This is a genomic window from Microbacterium excoecariae (assembly GCF_011326725.1).
Lineage (GTDB): Bacteria > Actinomycetota > Actinomycetes > Actinomycetales > Microbacteriaceae > Microbacterium > Microbacterium excoecariae.
The window spans coordinates 2,371,059-2,397,235 of record NZ_JAANCO010000001.1 but is presented as its reverse complement, the minus strand read 5'-3'; the positions used below and the strand labels follow the sequence as shown (position 1 = coordinate 2,397,235).

General features: G+C 70.6%; 22 protein-coding genes. 20 read left to right on the top strand and 2 right to left on the bottom strand.

Annotation, left to right across the window (positions count from 1 at the left end; genetic code table 11):
* Window positions 1-146 precede the first annotated feature (146 nt).
* The 4 genes from G8E01_RS11065 (at window position 147) to G8E01_RS11050 (ending at window position 4,665) form a co-directional block, all read left to right on the top strand.
* The gene (locus tag G8E01_RS11065; protein WP_166319622.1) at window positions 147-1,352 is read left to right on the top strand and encodes a sugar ABC transporter substrate-binding protein; all 1,206 of its coding nucleotides are present in this window, start codon (window positions 147-149) and stop codon (window positions 1,350-1,352) included.
* A 90-nt stretch (window positions 1,353-1,442) separates the two neighbouring features.
* Window positions 1,443-2,345, top strand: coding sequence for a carbohydrate ABC transporter permease (locus G8E01_RS11060; protein WP_240921449.1), 903 nt, complete (start codon window positions 1,443-1,445; stop codon window positions 2,343-2,345).
* A gap of 8 nt (window positions 2,346-2,353) precedes the next feature.
* Window positions 2,354-3,172 carry a carbohydrate ABC transporter permease gene (locus G8E01_RS11055; protein ID WP_166319618.1) on the top strand — a complete coding sequence of 273 codons (819 nt, stop codon included), beginning with the start codon at window positions 2,354-2,356 and terminating at the stop codon, window positions 3,170-3,172.
* Window positions 3,173-3,336: 164 nt separating this feature from the next.
* A complete protein-coding gene (locus G8E01_RS11050; protein ID WP_166319616.1) occupies window positions 3,337-4,665 on the top strand; it encodes an HNH endonuclease signature motif containing protein in 1,329 nt (442 codons plus the stop codon).
* A 284-nt stretch (window positions 4,666-4,949) separates the two neighbouring features.
* On the opposite strand, the gene G8E01_RS11045 is transcribed toward G8E01_RS11050, so the two are convergent.
* Window positions 4,950-5,819, bottom strand: a complete 870-nt coding sequence (locus tag G8E01_RS11045) for an aminodeoxychorismate lyase (RefSeq protein WP_166319614.1) — start codon at window positions 5,817-5,819, stop codon at window positions 4,950-4,952.
* A gap of 27 nt (window positions 5,820-5,846) precedes the next feature.
* On the bottom strand, window positions 5,847-6,881 hold the full coding sequence (locus G8E01_RS11040) for a LacI family DNA-binding transcriptional regulator (RefSeq protein ID WP_166319612.1): 1,035 nt from the start codon (window positions 6,879-6,881) through the stop codon (window positions 5,847-5,849).
* A 281-nt stretch (window positions 6,882-7,162) separates the two neighbouring features.
* Between G8E01_RS11040 and G8E01_RS11035 the strand changes: the two genes are divergently transcribed.
* The 16 genes from G8E01_RS11035 to G8E01_RS10960 all read left to right on the top strand — a co-directional run bounded on the left by G8E01_RS11035 (window position 7,163) and on the right by G8E01_RS10960 (window position 26,159).
* Window positions 7,163-8,137, top strand: a complete 975-nt coding sequence (locus G8E01_RS11035) for a dihydrodipicolinate synthase family protein (RefSeq protein ID WP_166319611.1) — start codon at window positions 7,163-7,165, stop codon at window positions 8,135-8,137.
* Window positions 8,131-9,300: an FAD-dependent oxidoreductase gene (locus G8E01_RS11030; protein ID WP_166319609.1), complete on the top strand. Its 1,170-nt coding sequence runs from the start codon at window positions 8,131-8,133 to the stop codon at window positions 9,298-9,300. Before G8E01_RS11035 ends, G8E01_RS11030 begins: the two co-directional genes overlap by 7 nt.
* Window positions 9,297-10,616: a metal-dependent hydrolase family protein gene (locus G8E01_RS11025; RefSeq protein ID WP_166319607.1), complete on the top strand. Its 1,320-nt coding sequence runs from the start codon at window positions 9,297-9,299 to the stop codon at window positions 10,614-10,616. The genes G8E01_RS11030 and G8E01_RS11025 overlap by 4 nt, the downstream gene beginning before the upstream one ends.
* A complete protein-coding gene (locus G8E01_RS11020) occupies window positions 10,613-12,673 on the top strand; it encodes a hydantoinase/oxoprolinase family protein (RefSeq protein ID WP_166319605.1) in 2,061 nt (686 codons plus the stop codon). The genes G8E01_RS11025 and G8E01_RS11020 overlap by 4 nt, the downstream gene beginning before the upstream one ends.
* Complete coding sequence (locus G8E01_RS11015; RefSeq protein ID WP_166319603.1) at window positions 12,670-14,403, top strand: hydantoinase B/oxoprolinase family protein; 1,734 nt, start codon at window positions 12,670-12,672, stop codon at window positions 14,401-14,403. The genes G8E01_RS11020 and G8E01_RS11015 overlap by 4 nt, the downstream gene beginning before the upstream one ends.
* Before the next feature lie 8 nt (window positions 14,404-14,411).
* Window positions 14,412-15,989, top strand: a complete 1,578-nt coding sequence (locus tag G8E01_RS11010) for an ABC transporter substrate-binding protein (protein WP_166319601.1) — start codon at window positions 14,412-14,414, stop codon at window positions 15,987-15,989.
* A gap of 79 nt (window positions 15,990-16,068) precedes the next feature.
* On the top strand, window positions 16,069-17,148 hold the full coding sequence (locus tag G8E01_RS11005) for an ABC transporter permease subunit (protein WP_166319599.1): 1,080 nt from the start codon (window positions 16,069-16,071) through the stop codon (window positions 17,146-17,148).
* The gene (locus tag G8E01_RS11000) at window positions 17,145-18,020 is read left to right on the top strand and encodes an ABC transporter permease (protein ID WP_166319597.1); all 876 of its coding nucleotides are present in this window, start codon (window positions 17,145-17,147) and stop codon (window positions 18,018-18,020) included. Before G8E01_RS11005 ends, G8E01_RS11000 begins: the two co-directional genes overlap by 4 nt.
* Entirely contained in the window at window positions 18,017-18,880 is an 864-nt protein-coding gene (locus G8E01_RS10995) for an ABC transporter ATP-binding protein (protein WP_166319595.1), read from the top strand. The genes G8E01_RS11000 and G8E01_RS10995 overlap by 4 nt, the downstream gene beginning before the upstream one ends.
* Window positions 18,877-19,701: an ATP-binding cassette domain-containing protein gene (locus G8E01_RS10990; protein WP_166319593.1), complete on the top strand. Its 825-nt coding sequence runs from the start codon at window positions 18,877-18,879 to the stop codon at window positions 19,699-19,701. Before G8E01_RS10995 ends, G8E01_RS10990 begins: the two co-directional genes overlap by 4 nt.
* Window positions 19,698-21,086, top strand: coding sequence for a dihydropyrimidinase (hydA, locus tag G8E01_RS10985; protein ID WP_166319591.1), 1,389 nt, complete (start codon window positions 19,698-19,700; stop codon window positions 21,084-21,086). Before G8E01_RS10990 ends, hydA begins: the two co-directional genes overlap by 4 nt.
* Before the next feature lie 119 nt (window positions 21,087-21,205).
* The gene (locus G8E01_RS10980; RefSeq protein WP_166319589.1) at window positions 21,206-22,021 is read left to right on the top strand and encodes a GntR family transcriptional regulator; all 816 of its coding nucleotides are present in this window, start codon (window positions 21,206-21,208) and stop codon (window positions 22,019-22,021) included.
* Window positions 22,022-22,194: 173 nt separating this feature from the next.
* On the top strand, window positions 22,195-23,505 hold the full coding sequence (locus G8E01_RS10975) for an NtaA/DmoA family FMN-dependent monooxygenase (RefSeq protein ID WP_166319587.1): 1,311 nt from the start codon (window positions 22,195-22,197) through the stop codon (window positions 23,503-23,505).
* Between the two features lie 2 nt (window positions 23,506-23,507).
* Window positions 23,508-24,353 carry an ATP-binding cassette domain-containing protein gene (locus G8E01_RS10970; protein ID WP_166319585.1) on the top strand — a complete coding sequence of 282 codons (846 nt, stop codon included), beginning with the start codon at window positions 23,508-23,510 and terminating at the stop codon, window positions 24,351-24,353.
* A complete protein-coding gene (locus G8E01_RS10965; protein ID WP_166319583.1) occupies window positions 24,346-25,110 on the top strand; it encodes an ABC transporter ATP-binding protein in 765 nt (254 codons plus the stop codon). The genes G8E01_RS10970 and G8E01_RS10965 overlap by 8 nt, the downstream gene beginning before the upstream one ends.
* Window positions 25,110-26,159, top strand: coding sequence for an ABC transporter permease (locus G8E01_RS10960; RefSeq protein WP_166319581.1), 1,050 nt, complete (start codon window positions 25,110-25,112; stop codon window positions 26,157-26,159). The genes G8E01_RS10965 and G8E01_RS10960 overlap by 1 nt, the downstream gene beginning before the upstream one ends.
* The last annotated feature ends 18 nt before the right edge of the window (window positions 26,160-26,177 follow it).

Below are 26,177 nucleotides of genomic sequence, written 5' to 3'. Positions count from 1 at the left end.
CTCAGCGAACGATATGGGCCCCACCCTGACACGAGGTTAAGCGCTTTGACAAGTCGACGAAGATCGTCCTACAGTGCCCGGTGTGCGCTCGCCGCAGAGCGCGACCGGGGTAACCCGGGCGGGGTCATCAAGCAAAGGAGCTTCACATGCATCGCTCATTCACGGTCGTTTCCGGAGCGACGCTCGCCGTCGGCGCGCTCGCCCTGGCCGGGTGTTCCGGCTCTTCCGACGCGTCCGGCGACATCACGCTGTCGATCACCGACACGATGTCCGAGAACAGCGCGCCAATCTACGAAGAGATCTACTCGGCGTGCGCGGAGGAGCTCGGCATCACCGTCGAGCCCAACCACGTGGCCGGGTCCGGTCTCATCGCCACCGTTCTCCAACAGGCGTCCTCGCGCACACTGCCGGACGTGCTCATGCTCGACAACCCCGATGTCCAGCAGATCGCCGCGTCGGGCGCGCTCAGCCCGCTCAGCGACTACGGCATCACGGGCGACGGCTTCCCGCAGGGGATCCTCGACGCCGGCACCTACGACGGCGACCTCTACGGGATCGCCCCCGTGGTCAACACCATCGGCCTGTTCTACAACGAGCAGATGCTCGCCGACGCGGACATCGCGCCGCCTCAGACGTGGGACGAGCTGCGCGAGGCTGCTGCGGCGCTTACTGCCGGCGACACGTACGGGCTGGCCTTCAGTGCGACCAACTCGTTCGAGGGTACGTGGCAGTTCCTCCCGTTCCTCTGGAGCAACGGGGCAACGGAGGACGATCTCACGAGCGACGAGGCCGTGGAGGCGTTGACGTTCGTCGACGACCTCGTGGCTGACGGGTCCGCCTCCCGGAGCGTCGTGAACTGGTCACAGAACGACGTCAACGACCAGTTCATTGCGGGCAAGGCGGCCATGATGATCAACGGCCCCTGGAATCTCCCCGCGCTCGAAGCGGCGGAGGGGCTCGAGTTCGCGTCCGTGCCGATCCCCGTTCCCGACGCGGGCGACGACATCATCGCACCGCTCGGTGGAGAGGCATTCACGGTCCCGAATACCGACTCGCCCGAGCGCATGGCGGCTGCCGGAGACTTCGTCGACTGCATCACGGCGCCCGAGCATCAGCAGACGATGGCGATCCAGCGCGGCGCCGTGCCCGCGGACACGGACGCGGCGGCCGAGGCGGCCGCCGACAACCCGCTCGTCGCGACGTTCGCCGACAGCGCGCAGACGGCGCGCGCCCGCACCGCACTTCTCGGGGAGGACTGGCCCGCCGCCGCCACGGCCATCTACTCGGCGGTGCAGCTGGCGCTCACTGACAGCGCCGAGCCTGCCGACGCGCTCGCCCAGGTGAGCGAGTAGCCGACGCCGGGCGAAAGGAGACCGACGAACATGAGTGTGTCGACAGAGACGGCGACGGCCGTACGAGCGGGGTCCGTCAGCCGACGGGCCATGCCCGACCCGCGCCGACAGCGTGGCCGAGCGGCGCTATCGCTGTGGCTGTTCCTCGCGCCCGCCATCCTCTACGTGGTGGTGTTCTTCGGCTACCCCGTGGTCAAGAACCTCCTGATGGGTTTCCAGGAGTACACGACGCGCACCTTCTACACGGGGGAGGCGCCCTGGGTGGGGATGGCGAACTACGTCGAGGTCGTCACCGACAGTCTGTTCTCCACGACCGTGGTCAACACGCTGCTGTTCACCATCGGCTCGATCGCGGGACAGTTCGTCCTCGGTCTCCTCTTCGCCCTGTACTTCAACAAGAAGTTCCCTCTCAACGGTGTGCTCCGTTCGCTCCTCCTCCTGCCCTGGCTCATCCCGGTCATCGCCGGCACTGCGGTCTGGAAATGGATCCTCGACCAGGACGGCGGGGTGCTGAACGAGGTGCTCGGCGGGCTGCACGTCATCAGCACCCCCATCCCGTGGCTGACGAGCCCCGATCTCGCCCTCATTGCGGTCATCATCGTCAACGTCTGGCTCGGCATCCCGTTCAACACGACCCTGTTGTACAGCGGCCTGCAGGACATTCCGGAAGAGCTCTACGAGGCGGGTGCGCTCGACGGGGCAACGGGGTGGCGCGCGTTCTGGCACATCACCTGGCCGAACCTCCGTCCCGTCGTCACAGTGGTCCTCGTGCTCGGCGTCGTCTACACACTGAAGGTGCTCGACATCATCGTCGGGCTGACCGGTGGCGGTCCCGCGAACGCCACCCAGACGCTCGCGACGGACTCGTATCGTCGCTCCTTCGAGGAGTTCTCGTTCGGCACCGGTGCCGCCGTGAGCAACATCCTCATCCTCGTATCGCTCGCCTTTGCCATCGTCTATTTGCGGCTTAACCGCCGCGCCGTGGACGAGTAAGGACCGTCATGATCACCACCACGCGCACGCGCCGAGCGCTGCACACGGCCTTCGGGATCCTGCTGCTCGCGCTCATGCTCTTTCCCGTCTACTGGATGGTGAACACCTCGTTCCAAGGGGGTGGAACTGCCGCCTCGAGTGCGTTCTTCCCGACGGATCCGACGCTCGACGGGTACCGTCTCGCCTTCAGCCAGCAGCTCCCGCGACTCGGGGTCAGTCTCGTCGTGGCACTCGGCACCGTGCTCCTCACGCTCGCGATCGCCGCCCCCGCGGCATACGCCGTGGCGAAGTTCGCGCTCCGCGGTAAGGGCGTGTTCATGTTCGCCCTGCTGCTTGCCCAGATGATCCCCGGCATCGTGATCGCCAACTCGCTCTACACGCTCTTCAACGATCTGCGGATCGTGAACACCATTCCCGGTCTGATCCTCGCCGATGCGACGCACGCCGTTCCGTTCGCCATCCTCATCATGAGCGCCTTTATGCGGTCCATCCCGGACTCGATCGTCGAGGCCGCGCGCGTCGACGGGGCGACGCAGTTCCGCGCCTTCTGGTCGATCGTGCTTCCCGTCAGCCGCAACGCCCTCATCACGGCGGGGTTGTTCAGCTTCCTGTTCGCGTGGAGCGACTTCATCTTCGCTCTGACGCTGACGACGGATGAGAGCGTCAAGCCCATCACCCTCGGCATCTACAACTATCTGCAGGGCAACGTGCAGAGCTGGGGGCCCGTCATGGCGACGGCCGTGATCGCCTCGATCCCGGCGCTTGTGCTCCTCATCTTCGCGCAGCGGTACATCGCCGCCGGGGCGGCGGGTGGCGCGGTCAAGTAGGGAAGGCCGCGGGATGCTGTGAGGGCGATCGATTGGGCTGTCCGTGGATCATTCGTCGCTCAATCTTCATCCGAAGATATGTTCTCCACAGAATCCACATTCCTCCTCTAAATGTCGTACCTCTCTTCTAATCTGAGGGTATCGAACAGGAGGCGGTGAGACCGATGGAGCGACGCGAGGCGGGTGGGTTCGCGACGCGCGAGGAGATGCGTCAGGCGGAGGAGATCGCGCGGGCGCTCGTCGAGATTCGCGCCGCCGAGGCCGGCCTAGCGGCGCAGAAGGCGACGCTCCTCGCCCGCGCCGACGCGATCGCCGCGGCGCAGACGGCGCGGGTGGGCGCGGCGGCCTCCCGCGAGCGCGAGATGCCGCGGCGGCTCATGGCCGCGACGCTCGCGGCGCCCCTGCGGGCTAACGATCGTCGCGTACAGTCGCGCATGGCCGAGGCCGCGCGGCTCGTGGGCGGGTTCCCGGCGACGCTCCACGCGCTCCGCGAGGGCCGGATCGACGACCGCCACGCGCACGCGATCGCCGAGGCCGGGGCGCGGATTGCGGATCCGTCGACGCGCGGATCCTACGAGGTCGACGCGCTGGCGGTGGCCGAGGACTCGACGCCGGCGGCCACCGCGCGATACGCGGCGCAGGCGGCCGAGCGACACGCGCCGCGCACGGAGGCGGCCCAGCGGGTGGCCGCGGTCGCGTCGCGGCGGGTGTTCGTCAGCGACATCGACCAGGCAACGTCGATGCTGGGCATCATCGGGCCGAGCGCCGAGATCCACGGCACGTACGACCGGCTCACGCGCCAGGCGCGGGTGCTGCAGGACGACGCGCGGCGGGCGGCGCGGGAGGGTGATGGTTCGGGGGAGGGCGCGGGCGAGCAGTGGGCCGACACGCGCACGGCCGACCAGACGCGGGCCGACCTGGCGCTTGACATGCTTCTCACCGGCACACCGGCGGTGGATCACGCGTCCGATCAGGCGCCGGGCGGGCTCGGCGCCATCCGGGCGCACGTCCAGGTGACGATCCCCGTTACGACGCTAACCGGGGCGGCGGCGACGCCGGGCGAGCTCGACGGGCGGTGCCCCGTGGATCCGGAATCCGCCCGGCGCCTCGCGGGCGGGGCGAGCGGATGGGATCGGCTCTTGACGGATCCGGTCACCGGCACGGTCCTCGCGACCGACCGCTACGCGCCGACCGCGGCGCAGCAGCGATTCCTGCGGGCGCGGGACCAGCACTGCCGATTCCCCGGGTGCCGCCAGCCGGCCAGGCGTTGCGACATCGACCATACGATCGACCACGCGCGCGGCGGACCGACGGCGGTCACGAACCTCGCGTGCCTGTGCAAGCGGCACCACACGTTGAAACACGCGACGGGGTGGCGCGTCGCGCAGGGGCCGGGCGGCCACCTCGCGTGGACGCCGCCCGCGGGCGGCACGACGGTCATCGACAGACCGCCGCGGCGCGTGAGTTTCGTCCCGGCGGGGGAACCGGGGTGAGCGGGGGTGTTCGGTGGGGGAGTCGGGCCGGTGCCGTCAGGCGCGGGCCCGTCAAGGACGGACCGGTGCGTGCGGTGGGCGTCGGGGGCGACGTGCGGCTCGAGCCCCGCGGGGGTGCTGCGGGGCTTGAGTGCACCCGGGGGCGCAGGGCGTGCCGTGGGGCGTCGATCCGCCAGAGGTGCCGTGGGGCTTGAGTGCACCGGGGGTGAGGCGCTGTATAAGCCCGCCGGGGGTGCCGTCAGCGCGGGGATGCTGGGCGCCGTGCGGCTGCCGGATTGTGTCGGTCAGCTGCGGACGCGAAGGAAGGTGTTCAGGCCGGCGGTAAAGGTGCGGTCGACGGGGAACTCGCGGCCGTCGAGGCGGCGGAGAGGGGCAGCGAGACGCTGGCTGTTCGTCAGCCAGAGCTGGTCGGCCTCGGCCAGCTCCTCGACTCGCACGTCGCGGTAGGTGGTGCGGTGGCCGTGCGAGGCGAGGTACTCGAAGGCGCCGAGCTGGGCGGTGCCGACGAGGACGCCGTGCTCGGGCGTCGGCGTGACAAACTCGTCGCCGAAGCGGAGGAGCAGCGTCGAGGTCGGGCCCTCCAGCACGTAGCCGTCGGTGGTGGTGAAGATCACGTCCTCGGCGTCGCGCCGGGCGGCCTCGCGCAGGACGGCGCGGTTCACGGCGTACGACAGGGTTTTCGCGCCCTGCAGCAGCCAGGGGGCGCGCTGCGCGATGTCGAGCGGGTACCCGCGCGTAAGGGTGACGGCGGCAATGCCCTCCGTGCGCTCGCGCGTCCAGTCGGGGTTGACGTCGATGAAGGCGTAGCCGGTGGGCTCGAAGCTCCGGCTCTCGATGCCGCGGGTGTAGACGTACTTGCAGTAGGCATCCTCGACGTCGCCCAGGTGAGACACCCCGAGGTCGACGGCCGCGCGGAAGGCCTCCAGATCGGGCTCCGGCAGCTCGAGCATGGCCGCCGAACGCGCGAAGCGCGCGAGGTGCTCCTCAACGCCCTGCACCCGACCGCGGTGGATCCCGACCGTCTCGAAGATGCCGTCGCCGCGCGTGATGCCGAGGTTCATGGCATCGACGACGGGGTGATCGAAGGGGTGCACGCGGAGGCGATCCGCGACCGGCACGCCGGCGTGAGCCAGGTCGGGCTGGGAAATCGTCACAACGACTGGTGTGGCGGGCATGATCAATCAGCTCTTTCGGGTAACGGGAGGTGCCGTGGAGGCGCGCTCTATGAGCCGCGCGCCCACGCGGTAGGTGCGGGCGAGACGCCGCAGGTTTTCAGGATCGGTGGGGGCGCCGATCTGGTTCAGGAGGAGATCGACGGCGAGCTCGGCGATCTCCGACGCGCCGTTGTCGACGACGGTCACGGGCGGGTGCCACATCTGCAGCAGGGGCATGTCCTCGAAGCAAGCGAGGGCGAGGTCATCGGGGATCCGCACCTGCTCCGCGGCAAGCACGGGCAGAACCCCGAACACGGCCTCGTGGTTGGCGGCGAAGAGCGCCGTCATGCCCGTACGGCGGGCGAGAAGCTCGCGCGCGGCGTCGGCGCCGAAGTCCTGGGTGAAGGGGCCGCGGATGACGAGGTCGGGGTCGTACGCGAGGCCCTCGGCCTCGAGGGCCTCGGAGTAGCCGGCATGTCGCTCGCGCCCCGAATCCGACGTCGGCTCGCCGCCGATGTAGCCGATGCGTCGGTGGCCCAGGCCGGCCAGGTGGCGGGTCGCCTCGAAGGCGCCGTCGCGGTCGGCCGCGAGTACCGTCGGCGCGAGGCTGTCTCGTGACGACCGAATGACGTTGACGACCGCCATGCCGTCGGCGAGGAAGCCGTTGGTCGTCGCGGCGTTCTGGCCGCTTCCGATAATCAGGGTGCCATCGACGCCGTGGTCGGAGAGGGTGCGGAGGAGATCCTGCTCGGCGGCGGGGTCGCCGCCCGTCGTGGACAGGATGACCTGATAGCCCTCGCTCGCGGCCTTGCGCTGGGTGACCTCGGCGATTGTGTGGAAGGAGTGATTGACGAGGTTGTTCATCACGAGGCCGATAAGGCGCGAGCGCTTCGAGCGCAGCGCGCTGGCGGCGCGGTTCGGGCGGTAGCCCAGCTTCTGCGCCGAGCCCTCGACGAGCGTGCGGGTTTCGTGCGAAATGAGCGGAGATCCGTTCAGCGCCCGCGATGCGGTGCTGATCGAGACCCCCGCGTCCTGCGCAACCGCGCGCAGCGTGATCGACATGTGTGGTCCTCCCCAACGCGCCAGCGGGTGGTCCGCGCGGCGCCGACACGTGCACGCTAACAGTCTGCAATCGAATGCATATTGAGCGTTCGAACGTGTCGTCGACACGATGATCCACGGTTGCGGCGTTCTGCGCAAGCGCGTCGAAATGGCGCATTTCTACCATGTTTCGAGCGGTGAAAAACCTGGTTTCCGCCTTGCGCTCCGGCCAAATGTGTCCTCAAACTAATGCAAACGATCGCAGGAATTGCTCGCCGCACGGCGGGAGACCAGAGGAAGCAATGAACCGACACGACGTCGAGTGGTCGGGCTACTGGCCCGCCGCCTCCACCCCGTTCGCCGCCGACGGATCCGTCGACGAGCCGGGGCTCCGACAGCTCATGGATCTGTACGTGAGCCAGGGCGTGCACGGCGTGCTCATCAACGGCAGCACGGGGGAGTGGTTCAGCCAGTCCGTGGCCGAGCGCCGCCAGGTCGCGGAGGTCGCGGTCGACGCGGTCGCGGGTCGGATCCCCGTCGTCATCGGCGTCACCGCCTCCACCGCCGACGAGGCCATCGCCCTCGCGCGGCACGCGGAATCGGCGGGCGCCGACGGCGCGCTCGCGACGGTGCCGCCCTACGTGCACCCGTCGCCCGCGGAGGCGCTGGAGTTCTACCGCGAGGTCAGCGGCGCGACCGCCCTGCCGTTCATGGTCTACAACTGGCCGCGCGGTGTCTCCGCCGACCTCGCGCAGGTCCCCGGGCTCATGTCCGACCTCGCCGACCTGCCGAACGTCGCGGCGATCAAGGACTCGACGGGCGACTGGAACGCCATGGTCGGGACCGTCCAGGAGGTCGCCGAGCGAGTGCGCGTCTTCGGCAGCCTGAGCCACCGCAAGGGTCTTGCGATCATGGCCGGCCTCGGGGGCGACGGCGCGATCGATGGCGGCGGCGTCGCGGCCCCCTACGGCGTGCCCTTCTACGAGGCGGCGCTGGCCGGGAACCTCGACCTCGCGCGGTTCTGGGTCGACAAGTACCAGGCGATCAGCGGACGCCTGATCGCCGGCGACTACAGCGGACGCTTTGCCTCCCCCATCTCGCAGCTCAAGCTCGCGATGGAACTGCTGGGTCAGCCCGCCGGCCGCGTGCGCCGGCCGCTGCTCGAGGTCACGGACGCGGGGGCGATCCGCGACATCGCCGCGATCCTCCGCGCCGGCGAGCTTCCCCTGTCCGCCGACCGCGAGGCGGCCGTGATCGCGGAGCGCGCGACGTGGTGAGCCAGACCGCCGACGTCATCGTCATTGGCGGAGGCGTTCTCGGATCCGCCACCGCGTTCGAGCTCGCCGACCGCGGCCTCGACGTCGTGCTCCTCGAGCGCGCGCTGCCGGGCCGGCAGGGATCCGGCACCACGGCGGGCAACCTCCACATCCAGGCCATCCACACGCGCCGGCCCGGCCAGGGCATCGCGGTCGACGCCGCGCGCCTCGTGCCGCTGCAGAAGGTCGCGAGCGACCTATGGGAGGGCGTGGAGGAACGCCTCGGCCGGCCCGTCGAGGTCGTGCGCTGCGGCGGATTCACCGTCGCGGAGACGCCCGAGGACCTGGCGGCGCTCCACGAGAAGTCCGCGTGGGAGCGCGCCGCCGGCATCGAGACCGAGGTGCTCGACGGCGACGCCGTGCGCGCCGCGCTCCCGCAGCTGGGTCCGTCGGTGCTCGGCGCGACGTGGTGCGCGGCCGATGGATACGCCAACTCGCTCCTCGTCACCCCCGCGTACCTGCGCGCGGCGCGGGAACGAGGCGCCCGCGTCTACTCGAACGCCCCCGTCACGGCGCTGGCGCGCGTCGGACAGGACTGGGAGGTCCGGAGCACGGTCGGGAACTTCTCCGCGCCGGTCGTCGTCAACGCGGCGGGCCCGTGGGCCGGCCGGGTCACGCAGCTCGCGGGAGCCGAGCTGCGGCTCGAGCCCCTTGCGATCCAGATGCTCGAGACCGTCCGCGCCCCGCGTTTCCTGCCGCACCTTGTGCAGCACATCGGCATCGGGCTGTCCGTGAAGCAGGTCGGATCCGGCAGCGTCGTCATCGGTGGCGGCTGGCCCGCCGGACAGCTCACCCTCGGCGAGCCAGCACCCGTCGTCGACGAGAACGTCGCCGGCAACCTGGCCGACGCGGTGCGCGTCGTGCCAGAGCTGGCGGGGCTCGGCCTCTCCCGCGCCTGGAGCGGTCCGCTGGCCGCCACGCCCGACGAGATGCCCGTCGTCGGCGAGGTTCCCGGCCTCACGGGGTTTCTCGTCGCCACCGGCACTTATTCCTTCACCTTCTCCCCCCTCTGGGCCCGCACGCTCGCCGAGACCGTCACCGGCGAGACGCCGCAGGTCGACGTACGCGACCTCGGACCGGAACGACTGCTCGCGACGGCGGGCAAGGAAGCGATCTCCGCATGATCCGCAACACAAACATTCCGTCGGCGCGCCCCGGCATGCCCGCCTCGGACGAGCCGCTGTGGCTCGTCGGCGGCCGCGTCGTCGACGTCGTCGGGACGAGCGTCTCGGAGGCGAACGTCGAGGTCTTTCGCGGCGTGATCCGCACGGTCACCGACCAGCCCGCGCCCGCGGGCGCCGCCGTCGTAGATCTCGGCGGCCGCTACCTCGCGCCCGGCCTGGTGTCGGTGCACACCCACCTCACGATCGTCTACCCGTTCGACGACACGGACGTCACCGAGACGTCGGCGCAGAGCGTCCTGCGCGGCGCGAGCCGGGCCCGGGACGCGCTGTACGCCGGCGTCACCACGGTGCGCACCCTGGACGAGCAGAACCAGGCCGACATCGAGATCCGCAAGGCCGTCGCCGCGGGCTGGATGGAGGCACCGCGGATCCTCGCCTCCGGGCGCGCGCTCGGAATCACCGGCGGGCACGGCAAGGGTATGGCGTGCGTGTACGCCGACGGCGCCGACGAGTTCCTCAAGGCCGCGCGCACCGAGCTCGAGGCCGGCGCCGACCACATCAAGGTGTTCATCACGGGCGGCATCGCGCACGCCGACGAGTCCTTCAACGGCGCGCAGATGACGCGCGAGGAGATGGCGGCCGTCGTGCGCGCCACCCGCGAGCAGGGCACGTACGTCGCGGCCCACGCGGGCGGCGGCGAGGCGATCCGCGAGGCCATCTCGGTCGGCATCAACGCGTTCGAGCACGGCTACGACCTCGATGAGGAGACGGTGTCGATGATGGCCGCGCACCGCTCCTACCTCACGCCGACGCTCTCGGTCACCTCCAGCCCCGTCTGGATGCGCGACCACGGCTTCACCGAGTGGCAGATCGAGCTCGCCCAGCGGGTGCACCCCCAGCACCTCGAGAGCATCCAGCGCGCCTTCGGCCGCGCCATCACGTCGCCCGACGAGCTGGACGGCGACGGGATCCGCATCGTCGCCGGCACCGACTACCTGCCGGGCGAGCCGCACGACGGCACCTCCTGCGCCGTCAAGGAGATGGAGTATCTCGAGCAGGCCGGCCTGCCCACGGGCGCCGCCCTGCGAGCCGGTACCTGGGAGGCCGCGCGCCTGCTGCGCTCCGAGGACCGCTTCGGGTCCATCCGCGAGGGTCTCGCCGCCGACTTCGTCATCACCGAGGAAGACCCGACCGCCACGGTCTCGGCCCTCCGCACTATCGGCACGGTCATCCAGGCCGGCCGCCTCGTCCGCAGCGACCTCGACGTCGCCGCGACCATCGCCCCGAACCCCGCCCCGAACGGAGGAGTCCAGTGACCGACCCCCGCCTCAAGGTCGCCGTCGACATCGGCGGAACCTTCGTCGACGCCATCTCGTACGACACGACGAACGGCGACATCACCGTCCACAAGGTGTCCACGACCCCTGCCGAGCCCGCCCGCGGCGTGCTCGAGGGCATCACGGGCCTCGTCGACGGCATGGGCGCCGACATCGCGGAGATCGAGTCGTTTGCGCACGGCACGACGCTCGGCCTCAACGCGATCCTGCAGCGCAGCGGCGCCGCCGTCGGCATCATCACGAACGAGGGCTTCAGCGACCTCCTCGAGATCGCGCGCGCCGCGATCCCCGCCGCGCACATGTACGACTTCCAGTACCAGCGCCCCGCGCCGCTCGTGCCGCGCCGCCACCGCCTGGGCGTGCCGGGCCGCCTCGACGCGCAGGGCCGCGAGCTCGTCCCGCTCGACGAGGACGCCGTGCGCGAGGCGGGCCGCATCCTCGTGGAGGAGCACGGCCTGTCCTCGATCGCCGTGTGCTTCTTGCACTCCTACGCGGATCCGCGCCACGAGCAGGCTGCGGGCCGGATCCTGCGCGAGGCCTTCCCCGGCACCGCCGTGTCGCTCTCGAGCGACCTCACGCGCGAGTACCGGGAGTACGAGCGCACGAGCACCGTCGCGCTCGACGCGTACATCCGCCCCGTGCTGGACGACTACATCGCCTCGCTGGAGGGCAAGCTCGCCGAGGGCGGACTCGCGACCCCGCTGCACATCATGCGCTCGGGCGGCGGGGCCATGACCGCCGACCTTGCCAAGCAGGCGCCGCTGACGACCGTGCTCTCCGGCCCCGCCGGCGGCGTCGTCGGGACGACGTTCCTCGCCCGCGAGCTGGGCCTGCCGAACGTGCTGTCGTTCGACGTGGGCGGCACGAGCGTTGACTCGTGCGTCGTCGTCGACGGGCAACCGAGCGAGGTGCACGAGGCCGAGATCGACGGCCTCCCGCTGCTCTTGCCTATCTTCGACATCCGCACGATCGGCGCCGGTGGCGGATCGATCGCGTGGATGGACGGCGAGCTCCTCAAGGTCGGGCCTCGGTCCGCAGGATCCGTTCCGGGCCCCGTCGCCTACGGCAACGGCGGCACCGAGCCGACCGTGACGGACGCCGCGTTCGCGCTCGGCTTCCTCGACCCCGATCGCTTCCTCGGCGGCCAGATGCAGGTCTCAGCCGACGCGGCCCGCGACGCCATCGAGCGCGTCGTGGCGACCCCCCTCGGGCTCGACAAGACGGCCGCGGCCGCGAGCATCCTCCGGATCCTCGTCGCCCGCACCGTCGGCGCCCTGCGCGAGATCACGATTGAGCGCGGCCTCGACCCGCGCGAGTTCACCCTCCTCGCCTTCGGCGGCGCCGGCCCGCTCCTCGCGCCCATGCTGGCGCGCGAGATGGGGATCCGCACCGCGCTCGTTCCGCCCGTGCCCGCCGCGTTCTCGGCGTTCGGCATGCTCATGAGCGATCTCGAGTTCGAGTTCGCCGCCACAGCGCTGGCCCCGCTAGACGACGAGGAGCTCGCCATCCTCGAGTCCACGTTCCGCGAGCTCGAGGGCCGCGCCACCGAGGTCCTCGACCGGCAGGAGGTCCCTGAGGAGGCCCGCCGCATCGTCCGCACCCTCGACGTGCGCTACCGGGGTCAGGAGCACACGCTCTCGGTCGAGTACCGACCGGGCGACACCGCGGCCGACGTCCTCGCGGCGTTCAACGCGCAGCACCTCTCGCGCCACGGCCACGCGATGGACGAGCCGGGCCAGATCCTCTCCGTTCGTCTGCGCGCCGTCGGCGTGCAGCCGAAGCCGCCGCTCGTGCGCATCGCTTCCGGGTCCGGATCGCCGGAGGCCGTCTCCTCGCGCCGCCTGTTCGACGTCGCCACCGATGCGTGGGTCGACGCGGCCGTGTACGACCGCCATAGCCTCCTCGCGCGGCAGACGATCGCGGGCCCCGCGATCGTCGAAGAGGGCACCTCGACCACCGTGTTCTTCAGCGACCAGGAGCTCCTCGTCAACGAGTACGGACACCTCGCCATCAGCCTGAAGGGAGCCGCGTCATGACCGCGGAACAGCGACTCGACGGGGCCACCGTCGAGGTCATCCGGAACTACGTCGTCTCGGCGGCCGAGCAGATGCGCCGCACGCTCGTGCGCAGCGCCTTCAACCCGGTCATCTACGACGTCCTCGACTTCGGGATCTCCATCTACAACGCCGAGCAGCAGCTGATGGCGGAGGCGAGCGGCATCACGCACTTCCTCGGCGCCAACGACCGCGCGCTCATGGAGGGCTCTCGCTACATCGGCGTCGAGAACATGGGGCCCGGCGACGTCTTCCTCCTGAACTACCCGTACTGGAGCGGCGCGCACGCCTACGATGCCATGCTGTTCGCCCCCGTCTTCCTCGACGGCCGCGACGCGCCCGCCGCGTTCCTCGCGGTGCGCGCGCACTGGATGGACCTCGGCGCCAAGGCTCCGGGATACGTCCTCGACTCAACGGACATGCACCAGGAGGGGCTCATCTTCCCGGGCACGAAGATTGTCGCGGGCGGCGAGCTCGTCCACGACGTCGCGGAGCTCATCCGCTTCAACTCGCGCCTGCCCGAGCTCACCCTCGGCGACTTCCACGCCCAGCTCGCCGCGCTGCGGGTGGGGGAGCGCAGCCTCCACCAGATCTGGGAGAAGTTCGGCATCGACCAGGTCGAGCAGGCGATTCGCCAGGTCATCGAGCACGGCGAGTCCGTCGCGCGCCGCGCCGTCGAGGCCCTGCCGAATGGCAGCTGGACGGCGACCGACTACATCGACGACGACAACATCAGCGACGACCTCATCGAGATCACGGTGCGCGTCACGATCGACGGCGACCGCATCACCGCCGACTACACGGGTTCCTCGCCGTCGGTCCTGGGCCCCGTGAACCTGCCGATCGGCGCCACCGAGGGCATCGTGAAAGCCACCTTCAAGAGCCTCACGACGCCCGAGGAGCCCTCCAACGCGGGCCACTTCGCGCCGCTCGAGGTCATCGCGGAGGAGGGCAGCATCTTCCACGCCGTCTACCCCGCCGCGACCTTCACGCAGTGGAGTGCCATCGTCGCCACCGAGCTCGTCCACAAGGCGCTTGCGCAGGCCCTCGCCGAGATCCCCGCCTCCTCCGGCGGGGACGAGCCCGGGTTCATGGCGCTCGGCCACGATTCGCGCACCGGATCCGACTATGTCGTCAGCAACAACGAGGGCATCGGGTGGGGCGCGACGCGCGACCACGACGGCGGCAACGCCCAGCAGCACCCCTCGCAGACGACCGTGCGCAACACCCCGATCGAGGTCCTCGAGCACAAGGCGACGCTCCTGCACGAGCGCCTCGAGCTCATCCAGGACTCGGCGGGCGCAGGCCGCCACCGCGGCGGCGTCGGCGTGCTCCGCGAGGTGAGCTACACGGAGCCCGGCGAGGTGCTCTCGATGAAGAAGAAGACCAAGACCCGCCCCTGGGCGCTCGACGGCGGGCTCGAGCCCGAGCCGAGCGAGATGGTCATCTGGCCGGACACCGATCGCGCCAAGCGCGTCGGCATGTACCGCGCCTCGATGGCCGCGGGGGAGAGGTTCATCAACCGCACGGCGGGCGGGGGCGGCTACGGCGACCCGCTCGAGCGTGACCCCCAGGCTGTCGTCGAGGACGTCATCGACGGCTACGTGAGCGCAGACGCCGCTCGCGAGCTCTACGGCGTAGAGATCCACCCTGACGGCTCGTGGTCCCCCACCGCGCGCCGTGACACCCGATCCCCCTCCTCACAGGAATAGGTACCGACATGCGTTCAACCCACCTCTTGGGCACCGCAGCGATCCTCGGCACGGCGCTGCTGCTCGCCAGCTGCGCCGGATCCGGCGACACCGGCGGATCCGCCGCCACGGGCGGAGCCCGCCAGGGCACGCTCGTCATCGCGGAGAACGAGCCGCCGGCGTCGTTCGACCCCGTGCAGGCCGACAACTCGACGGTCGACGAGGTCGTCATCCCGGCCTACGACTCGCTCCTCACCTACGACGACGACAACCAGCTGGCGGGCGAGCTCGTCACCGAGTGGAGCGTTGACGACAGCGGCACCGTCATCTCGCTGACGCTCCGCGACGACGTCACCTTCCACGACGGCGCGGCGCTCACGGCCGCCGACGTCGTGTACACCCTGGACCGGATCCAGGGCATCGGGATCGGCGTCGCGTCGTTCCTCACCGCCTACGACCACGCCGAGGCGATCGACGACACGCACGTCGAGATCACCCTCAGCGAGGCCGACGCCCCCTTCCTCGCGGCGCTCACCCGCGTCTACGTCGTCAACTCGGCGCTCGTCGAGGAGAACGCGGGCGACGACCAGGGCCAGTCCTGGCTCGCGACGAACGACGCCGGATCCGGCCCGTACACCGTCACGGGGTACACCCCGAACCAGTCGGCGACCTACGCGCAGTACGCCGACTACTGGGGTGGGTTCGACGGCCAGGCGGAGAACATCGAGTTCCGCTACCTGACGGAGGCCTCCACGCAGGCCTCGGCGCTCACCTCGGGCGACATCGACATCGCCATGGACATCGCGCCCGCCGACCGCGCCCAGTTCGACACCGACGGGTTCGTGACCGACTCGTCCGCGACGAACGTCGTGCTGTACTCGTTCTTCAACATGGCCGACCCGACGACCTCGGATCCGGCTCTGCGCGAGGCGATCTCGTACGCGTACGACTACCAACAGCACGTCGACGCGATCCTGCTCGGCGCCGGAAACACGGTCAACGGGCCGCTGCCGGGCGGTATGCAGTGCTCCACGACCGACGACATCGGGCAGCCGACGTTCGACCTCGAGCGCGCCCAGCAGCTCGTCGACGACAACGGTCTCGCCGGCACCACCGTGTCGATGGTCTACCTCGAGGCGACGACCGAGATGGAGCAGGCCGCGACGCTGCTGCAGTCGAACCTCGCCGAGATTGGCATCACGCTCGAACTGCAGGCCGTCACCTACCCGCAGTTCGTGGAGCTCTACGCGAGCGACGACACGCGCCCGCAGATGGGCATGATCTACGCGTTCCCGGCGTTCCCGGACGCCAGCGCGATCCTGTACCAGAACTTCGATTCGCAGTTCATCGGCACGGGGCAGAACTGGGGCGCGTACGACAACGCCGAGGTCGACGAGCTGCTCGAGTCCGCCCAGCGCGAGACCGACGAGGACGCGCGCTGCGCGCAGTACCTCGAGGCGCAGGAGACCATCACCGGTGACTTCGTCTCGATGAACCTGGCCAACTCGAACCTCGTCGCGGTCATGTCCGACCGTGTCGAGGGCTACACCTACCGCGCGTCGCACCACCAGACGGTCGACGTGTACGAGATCACTCTCGCCGACTGATCCGGACGGATGCGGCGCGGGCCACCCCGCGCCGCATCCCGCCCCCGCCCGAGCCCCCAGAACCAGCGGAAGGACCCCCGTGATCCGCTACCTCCTCCAACGCATCGCCCTCGCGGTGCTTGTCTTCGCCGGCCTCCTGGTCATGGCCTTCGCGATGGTGCAGATCCTGCCCGGCGACCCGGCCCGCGCGGCCGCCGGCCGCAACGCGACGGCCGAGCAGGTCGAGGCGGCGCGGCAGACCCTGGGGCTCGACCGCCCGCTCTGGGCGCAGTTCGTCGACTACGTCGGCCGGGTCCTCAGCGGAGACCTCGGCACGTCCGTCTTCACGCACCGGCCGGTCACGGCCGATATCGCGCAGGTGCTGCCCTCGAGCCTCGAGCTCGTCGTCGCCGCGATGATCATCAACGTCCTCATCGCCGTGCCGCTCGGAATCCTCGCGGCCTACCGCCGCGGCCGCGCGGCCGACGTCGCGGCGCGTTTCGTCGCGCTCCTCGGCGCGGCGCTCCCCGTCTTCTGGCTCGGTCTGCTCCTGCAACTGCTCTTCTCCGTCGTGCTCGGCTGGTTGCCCCTATACGGGCAGATCGGCATGGACTACGCGGTGCCGACGATCACCGGGGCCGTCACGCTCGACGCGCTCCTCAGCGGCAACCTCGCGGCCTTTGGATCCGCCCTGTCCTACCTCCTTCTCCCCGCCGTGACGCTGGCGGCGTCGTTCATCGCGGTGATCGCGCGCACGGTGCGCTCCAGCATGATCACGGCGCTCGACGCCGATTACGTCAGCCTCGCCCGGGCGACCGGGGCGGGGGAGTTCCGCGTCGTGGTCGCCCACGGGTTCCGCAACGCGCTGATCCCCATGACGACGATTCTCGGCATGCAGCTCGGCTGGATGCTCGGCACGACCGTCCTTGTCGAGTCGACGTTCAACCGCACGGGGATTGGGGCGTACATGGTCACGGCCGTGCTGCAGAACGACCTCTATCCCGTCATCGGCGCCATCATCGTCATCGGCATCGTCTTCATCGTCACGAACCTCGCGGTGGACGTGCTGCAGCTGTGGATCAACCCGCGCCTGCGCGACGGCGCCGCGCCCCGACGCGCGGCCGTCGCCGCGCCCACCCAGGCCCGCACGGGCCTCGCCCCGATCGGAGGTGCGCGATGAGCGTCCTCGCGCCCCGCACCCGCGCCCTCGTGCGCGCTCGCTCCCGCCGCGCCCGCACCCCGCTCGTCGAGCGGATCGCCCTCGTCGTCGTCGCCCTTGTCGTCGTCGTCGCGGTGGTCGGGCCATGGATCGCGCCCTACGACCCATACAAGGTCGACCTGACGATGGCGCTCCAGCCGCCGAGCCTCGCACACTGGTTTGGCACGGATGTCAACGGGCGAGACGTGCTCTCGCGGGTGCTCGCCGGCGGACGAATCACCCTGACCGCCACGGCGATCGTCCTGGCCGTCACGATCGTCATCGGCATCGCGGTCGGCACGATCGCGGCCCTCGGCGGGCGGGTTGTCGACGAGGTGCTCATGCGCATCACTGACATCGGGCTCGCGCTGCCCGCGATCATCCTCGCGCTCGGCTTCGCCGTCGCGCTCGGCCCCGGGCTGTCGTCCGCCGTCGTCGCGATCGCCGCGACGTGGTGGCCCGGATACGCGCGCCTCGTGCGCAGCGTCGTGCGCGAGACGCGGCGTTCGGAGTACGTCGAGTCCGCGATCGCGCTCGGCGTCAGCCGGTGGCGCCTCGTGTTCCGCCACATCCTCCCCAACTCCCTGGACGCGATGTACGTGCAGGTGACGCTCGACGTCGCCGCCGTGATGCTCGTCATCAGCGGCCTGTCCTTCATCGGCGTCGGCGCGCAGGTGCCCTCGCCCGAGTGGGGCGCAATGATCGCGTCGGCGGCCGACAACGTCGTCAACGGGTGGTGGTCGCTCGTGTTCCCCGGCCTCGCCATCGCGCTCACGGCCATCGCCTTCAACCTCGCCGGCGACTGGCTCCGCGTCCGCCGCGATCCGACGCTCCGGAATGGAGGCGCACGATGAGCGCGCTGCTCGAGATCACCGACCTCCGGGTGTCCTACCCGACGCCCGACGGCGGCGGCACCGAGGTCGTGCACGGCGTCTCGCTCGCCGTCGAGACCGGCCGCAAGGTCGCGCTCGTCGGCGAGTCCGGATCCGGCAAGTCCGTGACGGCCCGCGCCGTCCTGCAGCTGGACCCCGACGCGCAGCTCGAGGGCAGCATTCGCCTCGCGGGCCGCGAGCTGGTCGGGGCGAGCCCCCGGACGGTGCGCGGGATCCGCGGATCCGGCGCGGGGCTCGTGTTCCAGGACCCGCTGACCTCGCTGAACCCGGTCAAGCGCATCGGGTGGCAGATCATGCAGCCTCTCCTCATCCGCGGTGTCTCCCGCCGCGTGGCCCGGCAACGCGGGATCGACCTGCTGGGACGCCTCGGGGTCGCCGACGCGGCCGCGCGCTTCGACGACTACCCGCACGAGTTTTCGGGCGGCATGCGCCAGCGGGTGGTCATCGCCATCGCGATCATCGCCGAGCCCGAGCTGCTCATCGCCGACGAGCCCACGACGGCGCTCGACGTGCGGGTGCAGGCGCAGGTGATGGAGCTGTTGCACGAGGTCGCCGACGAGCGCGGGATCGGCGTGCTGCTGATCACACACGACCTCGGCGTCGTGGCGGGCTTCGCCGACGAGGTGGTCGTCATGCGCCACGGCGAGATCGTCGAGCGCGGCGGCGTGGACGCGCTGTACGCCGCGCCGCAGCATCCGTACACCCGCGGCCTGCTGGCCGCGATTCCCCGGCTGGACTCGGACCCGGGCGTACGACTGAGGTCCGTCGCCGAGTTCGAAGCCGGCGAGTCGGGCCGGCCCACGGAAGGAGCACCCGCATGAGTCTCGTCGAGGTCCAGTCCCTCTCCAAGCGGTTCGCCGGGCGCGACCGCCTCGCCGTCGACGACGTGTCGTTCACGCTCGAGCGGGGATCCGCCCTCGGTCTCGTCGGCGAGTCGGGCTCCGGGAAGTCGACGACGGCGCGGCTCGTCGCCGGGCTCATCGCCCCCGACGCCGGGTCCGTGACGCTCGACGGGCAGGAGATCGTCGGCGCCTCGCGTGGCACCCTCCGCTCCGCGCGTCGCACGATGCAGTTCGTGTTCCAGGATCCGTTCGCCTCCCTCAACCCGCGCATGCGCGTGCGGGATCTCGTCGGCGAGGGCCTCCTCGTCCACGGCATCGAGCGCGACGCGCGCCGCCGCACCGATCGCGTGGTCGGGACGCTCGAGTCAGTCGGCCTCGACGCGAGCCACCTCGACCGGTACCCGCGCTCGTTCTCGGGCGGCCAGCGTCAGCGCATCGCGATCGCCCGTGCGATCGCCGTGCGTCCGAGCGTGCTCATCTGCGACGAGCCGGTGTCCTCGCTCGACGTCTCGGTCCAGGCGCAGGTCCTGAACCTCCTCGCCGAGCTCCGCGAGAGCCTCGACCTCGCGCTGCTGTTCATCGCCCACGACCTTGCCGTCGTGCGCTACCTCTGCGACCGCGTGGCCGTCATGAACAGCGGGCGCATCGTCGAGCAGGGACCGCGCGACGACGTATACCTCCGACCGGCCCACCCCTACACGCGGTCGCTGCTGGAGGCCGTCCCGATCCCCGATCCCGCGCTGGAGCGTTCGCGCCGAGAGGCCCGCGCCGGCCAGACCCCCGAAGGAGTCACCCCATGAACGTCGACCTCGTGATCCGCGGCGGCACCCTCGTCGAGGCGGACTGGATGGGCCCGTCCGACCTGTTCGTCTCGGAGGGGCGGGTCGCGGCAATCGTCGCCCCCGGCACGCCTGCGCCGGACGGCGCGCAGATCGTCGACGCGACCGGCCGCCTGGTGATGCCCGGCGGGGTGGATCCGCACTGCCACGTCGGCTTCACGTCGGGGGAGTTCACCTCGCGCGACGACTACGCCGAGTGCACTACGGCGGCGGTCTTCGGCGGCACGACGACGATCGTGGACTTCGCGATTCCGCGTCCCGGCGAGGTGCCGATCGAGGTCGCCCGCGCGCAGCGGGCCAAGGCGGACCAGGGGTGGTGCGACAGCGCCCTGCACGCCTCCGTCGTCGCGTGGGACGACACCGTGCCCGATCAGCTACGGACCCTCGCCTCCGAGGGCGTCGTGACGGTCAAGATGTTCACGACGTATCGCGGGGAGTCGATGGCCGAGCCGGACACGATCCTCAAGACCATGCAGGTGCTGCAGGAGGTCGGCGGCATGGTCGTCATCCACTGCGAGGCCAACGCGATCATCGAGGAGGACCAGCGCCGCGCCGCGGGCCGCGGCGAGATCGACGCCGGCCACATGCACGACAGCCGCAGCGCGCTCGCGGAGACGGCGGCCGTGGCCGAGGTGCTCGCGATCGCCGAGTCGATCGGGGCGCCCGTGTATTTCGTGCACCAGTCGACGCCCGCCGCCGTCGACCTCGTCGCCGACGCGCGCCGCCGGGGCGTGCGTGCGTTCACCGAGTCGGTCGCGCACCACCTCGTCCTCGACGACGCGCACTACCTCGGCGCGCACCCCGAGCGCTTCGTGTGCTGCCCGCCGCTGCGCGACCGGGAGACGGTCGACGCGCTCGGCGAGTACCTCTTTAACGGGGAGATCACGACGATCGGAAGCGACCACTGCTGCTACGACACGGCGCAGAAGGAAACCTATCCGCACGACGTGCGCATCATGCCGAACGGCCTCCCCGGCGTCGAGACGCGGCTGCCGGTGATCTTCAGCGAGTTCGTGTCGAAGCGCGGCCTGAGCCCCCGTCGCTTCGTGGAGGCGACCGCCGCCAACCCCGCGAAGGTCAACGGGCTCTACCCGCGCAAGGGCACGCTGCGCCCCGGATCCGATGCGGATATCGTCCTGTGGGATCCGGCCGCGACGTGGACGATTCGCACGGGCGACCTCCACATGGCGACCGACTACACGCCGTACGAGGGCATGGAGGTCACGGGGCGCCCGGCCGACGTCTTCGTGCGCGGCGAGCGGGTCGTCGCGGAGGGGGCGTTCGTCGGCGTCCGGCCCACCGGGCGACACGTGCCCGCGGGCGCCGTCGACACGACGGTGGTCTGAACGACACGCGTCGAAACCAACCCACCGTCCAGGGGTAATCCGGGCGAAACACCCGGGGTCGATGCTGGATGGGAATCATCACATCATTGCCTGGCCGGCCGCGCGCGAGTGGAGACAACATGCCCGAACCCCGGAGTCTCACCACGGCGGCCAGGCGCGCGATCGACGGCCAGCACCGGCGGGCGTACGAGCTGATCCGCTCGCAGATCCGGTCGGGGTGGGTGGAGAGCGGGGGATCGCTCATCGAGAGCGACCTCGTGACGCTCACGGGGTTGCCGCGCGCGAGCATCCGCTACGCGCTCGCGCGGCTCGCGGACGAGGGGCTCGTGGCCCGGCAGCGGCACGTCGGAACGCATGTCGTGGGGCACCAGTACCGGATCCCGATCGACGACATCCTCCCGAACCACACGCCGCCCGGGTTCATGTACCGCAAGCTCGTCGACCGGCGGGTGCCGATGGTCGCCTTCGTGCGCACGGCGATGGACACGGACGACCGCGAGATCGGCATGTGCGAGCAGATCTTCGAGCACGTCACGGCCGACGGCGCCGAGCCCGTGGGGCTACGGACCGCCTACTACCGCACCTCCGTGCACCAGCCGGCCTCGTGGCCGACGTGCCCGAGCCTCGAGTTCGCGTTCGAGTTCGTCTTCGGGGTGCCGCTCGGCGACGTCGAGACGGTCATCGACGCGGCGGCCGCCGACGAGCACACGGCGCGGACGCTGCACATCGCGCCGGGCGCGCCCGTCCTCATGCGGGAACAGCGGCTCCTCGACGTGAACGGCGTCGTGCACGAATACAGCTTCGCCCACTACCGGGCCGACCGGGTCTCCTTCCCGCTCCGCGATCGTTCGGGGCGGCTGTCGGCGCTCCTCGCCGACCGGGCCGCCACCCCCGACCTCTCCGTCCACCGCGCGCACGACCGCGCGGCCTCCTAGCGGGCCTTTTCGCGGGCACGGTTCGGCGGGATCCGCCGCGTTAAGCGCGCTCTATCCGCGGAAAAACGCGGGATCTCACCGCGTAAACGACGCGTAAATGCACGGAAAACCGGGCGTGCGCTCGACGGTCAACACTGGAGCGCACACCCTCCCGCACCGCAGAAAGAGTCACGATGTTCCACCTCGGTTGGTTTCTCGGAAACGGCTTCGGCATTCAGCCCTGGCACGGCCCCTTCACGGGGCGGGGCATGACGGAGTGGACGAAGCCCGACATGTATCGCGACATGACGAGCGCGCTCGAGCGGGGCGGATTCGACTTCGTGTTCATCGAGGACACGTCGATGATCGAGGACACCTACGGCGGATCCGCCGATCTCACCCTCGCCCGCGGATTCATGGCCCCGAAGAACGACCCCATGCCGCTCGTGCCGCTCATGACGCAGCACTCGAAGCACATCGGCGTCATCGCGACCGCCTCCACCACTCAGTACCCGCCGTACCTCGCGGCCCGCCAGGCCGTCACGCTCGACCACCTCACGGAGGGACGGTACGGAATGAACGTCGTCACGAGCGTGACGCACCGGGTCGGCCAGAACTTCGGCTACGACAAGCTCCCGCCGCACGACGAGCGCTACGCCCGGGCCGCCGAGTGGCTCGACGTCGTCTCGAAGCTTTGGAACTCGTGGGACGACGACGCGCTGGTGCTGGATCCGTCCGTCCCGCGCTACGCGGACGCCGCCAAGGTCCACACGATCGACCACCGCGGCGAGCACTTCTCGGTGCGCGGGCCGCTCAACACGATCCCGGGACCGCAGCGCCGCCCCGTCGTCGCCCAGGCCGGCAACTCGATCCCCGGCCGCGAGCTCGCCGCCGAGCACGCCGACACCATGCTCGCGATGGGCAAGAGCGTCGAGCAGATGAAGGCGTTCCGCGACGACATGCGCGCCCGCGCCGCAGCCCACGGCCGCAACCCCGACGACCTCAAGGTGATGTTCCTCGTCACGCCCATGCTCGGCGAGACCGACGCCCACGCCCGAGAGCGCGAGGCGCAGCGCCTCGCCTACGCCCAGTCCGACGCGTACATCGAGCACATCCTCTGGCAGATGTCGTACATCAGCGGGGGAGAGGTCGACTTCAGCACCTTCGACCTCGACGCCAAGATGCCCGACGTCGTCGGCAACGGCGAGCAGAGCTCGATGCGCCAGTACGTCACGGGTAACGAGGACAAGACGCTGCGCGAGGTCGTCACGACCATTCGGCAGATCGACGACCTCGGCCTCATCGGATCCCCCGACACGGTCGCGGCCAAGATGGGCGAGCTCATGGAGGAGGTCGGCGGCGACGGCTTCCTCCTCTACCCCGAGGTCACCCGCCGCTCCATCGCCGAGTACGCCGACGGGCTGAGCCCCGCCCTCCGCCGCCGCGGGCTCATCCGCGACGGCTACGACCACACCACCCTCCGCGAGAACCTGAGGTCCTTCTGATCATGAGCGCACCCGCCGAGGCCCCCGGGCTCGTCCTTCGCAACCTCTCGGTCGCCTACGACGGCACCTTCGCCGTGCGGGACGTCGCCCTCGACGTCCCGCGGGGCCAGCGGGTCGCGCTCATCGGTGAATCCGGATCCGGCAAGACCACCGTGTGCATGGCGGCGGCCGGCTTCCTCCCGCGCTCGGCGACGATCCTTGCCGACGAGCGCAGCTTCGAGGGCGTGCCCATCGGCGCCACGCGGCAGAAGACGCTCATCGCGCCGCGCGTTCCCGGCGTCGTGACGATCTTCCAGGACGCCATGTCCTCCCTCGACCCCGTCGCGACGGTCGGCCGGCAGTTCCGCGCCGTGCTCGCCGGCGTCCGGCGCTTCTCGGCGGCCGCGGCCCGCGAGCGGGCCGGGGAGCTGCTGCGGTCGGTGGGCCTCTCCGACGTCGACCGCGTGTGGGGATCTACCCCGCAGAAGCTCTCCGGCGGCATGCGCCAGCGCGTCATGATCGCGCTCGCGCTCGCCGCGGAGCCCCGCCTCATCATCGCGGACGAGCCCACGAGCGCCCTCGACGCGTCCGTCGCCCGCGAGACCATGGAGGTGCTCAGCCGTCTCACCGCCGAGACGGGCGCCGCCCTCCTGATCGTCTCGCACGACATCGCGCTGTGCAGCCACTACGTCGACCACCTCGTCGTCATGCGCGGCGGGGCCGTCGTCGACCGCCTCACGCCCGCCGAGCTCGCGGCCCGCGAGCCGGGATCCTCCTACGCCCGCGGGCTCCTCGACGCGATCCCCACCCTCGACAACTGGAACACCACACGCCTGGCCACGATCGAGCAGGAGGCCGTTCATGCTTGAGTTCCGCGACGTCAGCCGCACCTTCCGGGTGGCGGGCGAGGACCACCCCGCGCTCCAGGGGGTGAGCTTCGAGGTCGGCTCCCGCGAGCGCGTCGGCATCATCGGCGAGTCCGGATCCGGCAAGTCCACGCTCGTGCGCCTCGCGCTCGGCCTCGACCACCCCGACACCGGCGAGGTGCTCTACGACGGGGTGCCCGTCGACAGCCACGACGCCAAGGCGCGCCTCGCGTTCCGCCGCGCCGTGCAGTGGATCGGCCAGGACACGGGCGGGGCGTTCAACCCGCGGTGGACGATCCGCGCGACCATGATGCGCGTCAACGCCAAGCTTGGCGGCCTCGACAAGCCCGCGGCCACGGTGCGCATCGAGGAACTCACGCGGCAGATGGGCCTCGACCCCGCGCTCCTCGACCGCCGGCCGGCCGCGCTCTCGGGCGGCCAGCGCCAGCGGTTCTCCATCGTGCGCGCCGTGCTCCCGCAGCCCCGCCTCCTCCTCGCCGACGAGGCCGTCTCGGCGCTCGACGTCTCGGTGCAGGGTGTCGTCCTGAATCTCCTGCGCGACTACTGCGACGAGGCCGAGTGCGCGCTGATGTTCGTCTCGCACGGCCTGCCGACCACGGCGTTCATGACCTCGCAGGTGCTCGTCATGAAGTCCGGCCGCGTCGTCGAGCGCGGCGCGACGGCAGACGTCCTCGGCGACCCGCAGGACGACTACACCCGCGCCCTCGTCGGCGCCTACCGATACGAGGAGGCCGCCTGATGGCCCGGTTGCTCTCGCTGCGCCACACCCACTTCTGGTGGGTCCAGCGCCTGATCCTCATCCCCGTGTACCTCTTCGTCTTCGTCATCGTCGTGTTCTTCCTCGTGCGCGTCATCCCGGGCGACCCCGTCGTCAACGCGGCGGGCGGGCAGAACATCACCGAGGAGCAGTACCTCGAGATGCAGGAGGCGATGGGCCTCAGCGGATCCCTCCCGGAGCAGCTCGGGGCCTACCTCGGCCGGCTCGTCCAGGGCGACCTCGGCACCTCGTTCAGCTCGGGCGCGCCCGTCCTCGACGACCTTGTGCGGGTCATCCCCGGCACCGTGCAGAACGCGATCGTCGCGGCGCTCGCGATCGTGCTGCTCGCCTTCGGCGCCGGCATGGCCGTCCTGATCCGCCCCGGGAGCGTCGTCGCGCGGGTAGCCGCCTTCGTCGCGCGGACCGCCGGTGCCGTGCCCGACTTCGTGCTCGGCATCTTCGGGATCCTCCTCTTCTTCGTCGTCCTCGGGATCGCGCCCGCGCCGATCGGGCTGTACGACGTGACGCTCCCGCCGCCGCCGACGGTCACGGGATTCGCGATCATCGACGCGGCGATCGCTGGGCGGTGGGACGTGGAGGCGTCGATCTGGGCCCACCTCTGGCTCCCCACGCTCACCCTTGCGCTCGCCTACGGGCCGATGCTCCTCAAGGTGCTCATCCCCGCGCTGCAGGAGGCCGCCGAGGCCAACTCGACGAAGTTCGCCGTCTCGACGGGGCAGAAGACGGGCGCCGTGCTGCGATCCGTCTGGCGCCGCGCTCTGCCCGCCGCGCTCGCGATGTTCGGCACGATCTTTGGCTTCCTCCTCGGCGGCGCCGTCGTCATCGAGCAGCTGTTCGCCCTCCAAGGCAGCGCCCAGTACGCCGTCAACGCCGTGAACCGATCCGACTACGTCGCGCTGCAGGGGATCCTCCTCGCCATCGCGCTCATCTCGCTGATCGTCTTCTTCGCCGTCGACATCGTCACGGGAATCATCGACCCCCGCCGCCGCACCTCGACCGTCGCCGCGTGACCGACAGGAACCAGGAGA

Bases quoted from the DNA above. Each gene is read 5' to 3' on its own strand.
- G8E01_RS10995 (WP_166319595.1), top strand. From the start codon at position 18,017: ATGAGCGCGCTGCTCGAGATCACCGACCTCCGGGTGTCCTACCCGACG.
- G8E01_RS11015 (WP_166319603.1), top strand. From the start codon at position 12,670: ATGACCGCGGAACAGCGACTCGACGGGGCCACCGTCGAGGTCATCCGG.
- G8E01_RS11035 (WP_166319611.1), top strand. From the start codon at position 7,163: ATGAACCGACACGACGTCGAGTGGTCGGGCTACTGGCCCGCCGCCTCC.
- G8E01_RS10990 (WP_166319593.1), top strand. From the start codon at position 18,877: ATGAGTCTCGTCGAGGTCCAGTCCCTCTCCAAGCGGTTCGCCGGGCGC.
- G8E01_RS10970 (WP_166319585.1), top strand. From the start codon at position 23,508: ATGAGCGCACCCGCCGAGGCCCCCGGGCTCGTCCTTCGCAACCTCTCG.
- G8E01_RS11040 (WP_166319612.1), bottom strand. From the start codon at position 6,881: ATGTCGATCACGCTGCGCGCGGTTGCGCAGGACGCGGGGGTCTCGATC.
- G8E01_RS10975 (WP_166319587.1), top strand. From the start codon at position 22,195: ATGTTCCACCTCGGTTGGTTTCTCGGAAACGGCTTCGGCATTCAGCCC.
- G8E01_RS10980 (WP_166319589.1), top strand. From the start codon at position 21,206: ATGCCCGAACCCCGGAGTCTCACCACGGCGGCCAGGCGCGCGATCGAC.
- G8E01_RS11010 (WP_166319601.1), top strand. From the start codon at position 14,412: ATGCGTTCAACCCACCTCTTGGGCACCGCAGCGATCCTCGGCACGGCG.
- G8E01_RS10960 (WP_166319581.1), top strand. From the start codon at position 25,110: ATGGCCCGGTTGCTCTCGCTGCGCCACACCCACTTCTGGTGGGTCCAG.
- G8E01_RS11050 (WP_166319616.1), top strand. From the start codon at position 3,337: ATGGAGCGACGCGAGGCGGGTGGGTTCGCGACGCGCGAGGAGATGCGT.
- G8E01_RS11065 (WP_166319622.1), top strand. From the start codon at position 147: ATGCATCGCTCATTCACGGTCGTTTCCGGAGCGACGCTCGCCGTCGGC.
- G8E01_RS10965 (WP_166319583.1), top strand. From the start codon at position 24,346: ATGCTTGAGTTCCGCGACGTCAGCCGCACCTTCCGGGTGGCGGGCGAG.
- G8E01_RS11060 (WP_240921449.1), top strand. From the start codon at position 1,443: ATGCCCGACCCGCGCCGACAGCGTGGCCGAGCGGCGCTATCGCTGTGG.
- G8E01_RS11000 (WP_166319597.1), top strand. From the start codon at position 17,145: ATGAGCGTCCTCGCGCCCCGCACCCGCGCCCTCGTGCGCGCTCGCTCC.
- hydA (WP_166319591.1), top strand. From the start codon at position 19,698: ATGAACGTCGACCTCGTGATCCGCGGCGGCACCCTCGTCGAGGCGGAC.
- G8E01_RS11025 (WP_166319607.1), top strand. From the start codon at position 9,297: ATGATCCGCAACACAAACATTCCGTCGGCGCGCCCCGGCATGCCCGCC.
- G8E01_RS11055 (WP_166319618.1), top strand. From the start codon at position 2,354: ATGATCACCACCACGCGCACGCGCCGAGCGCTGCACACGGCCTTCGGG.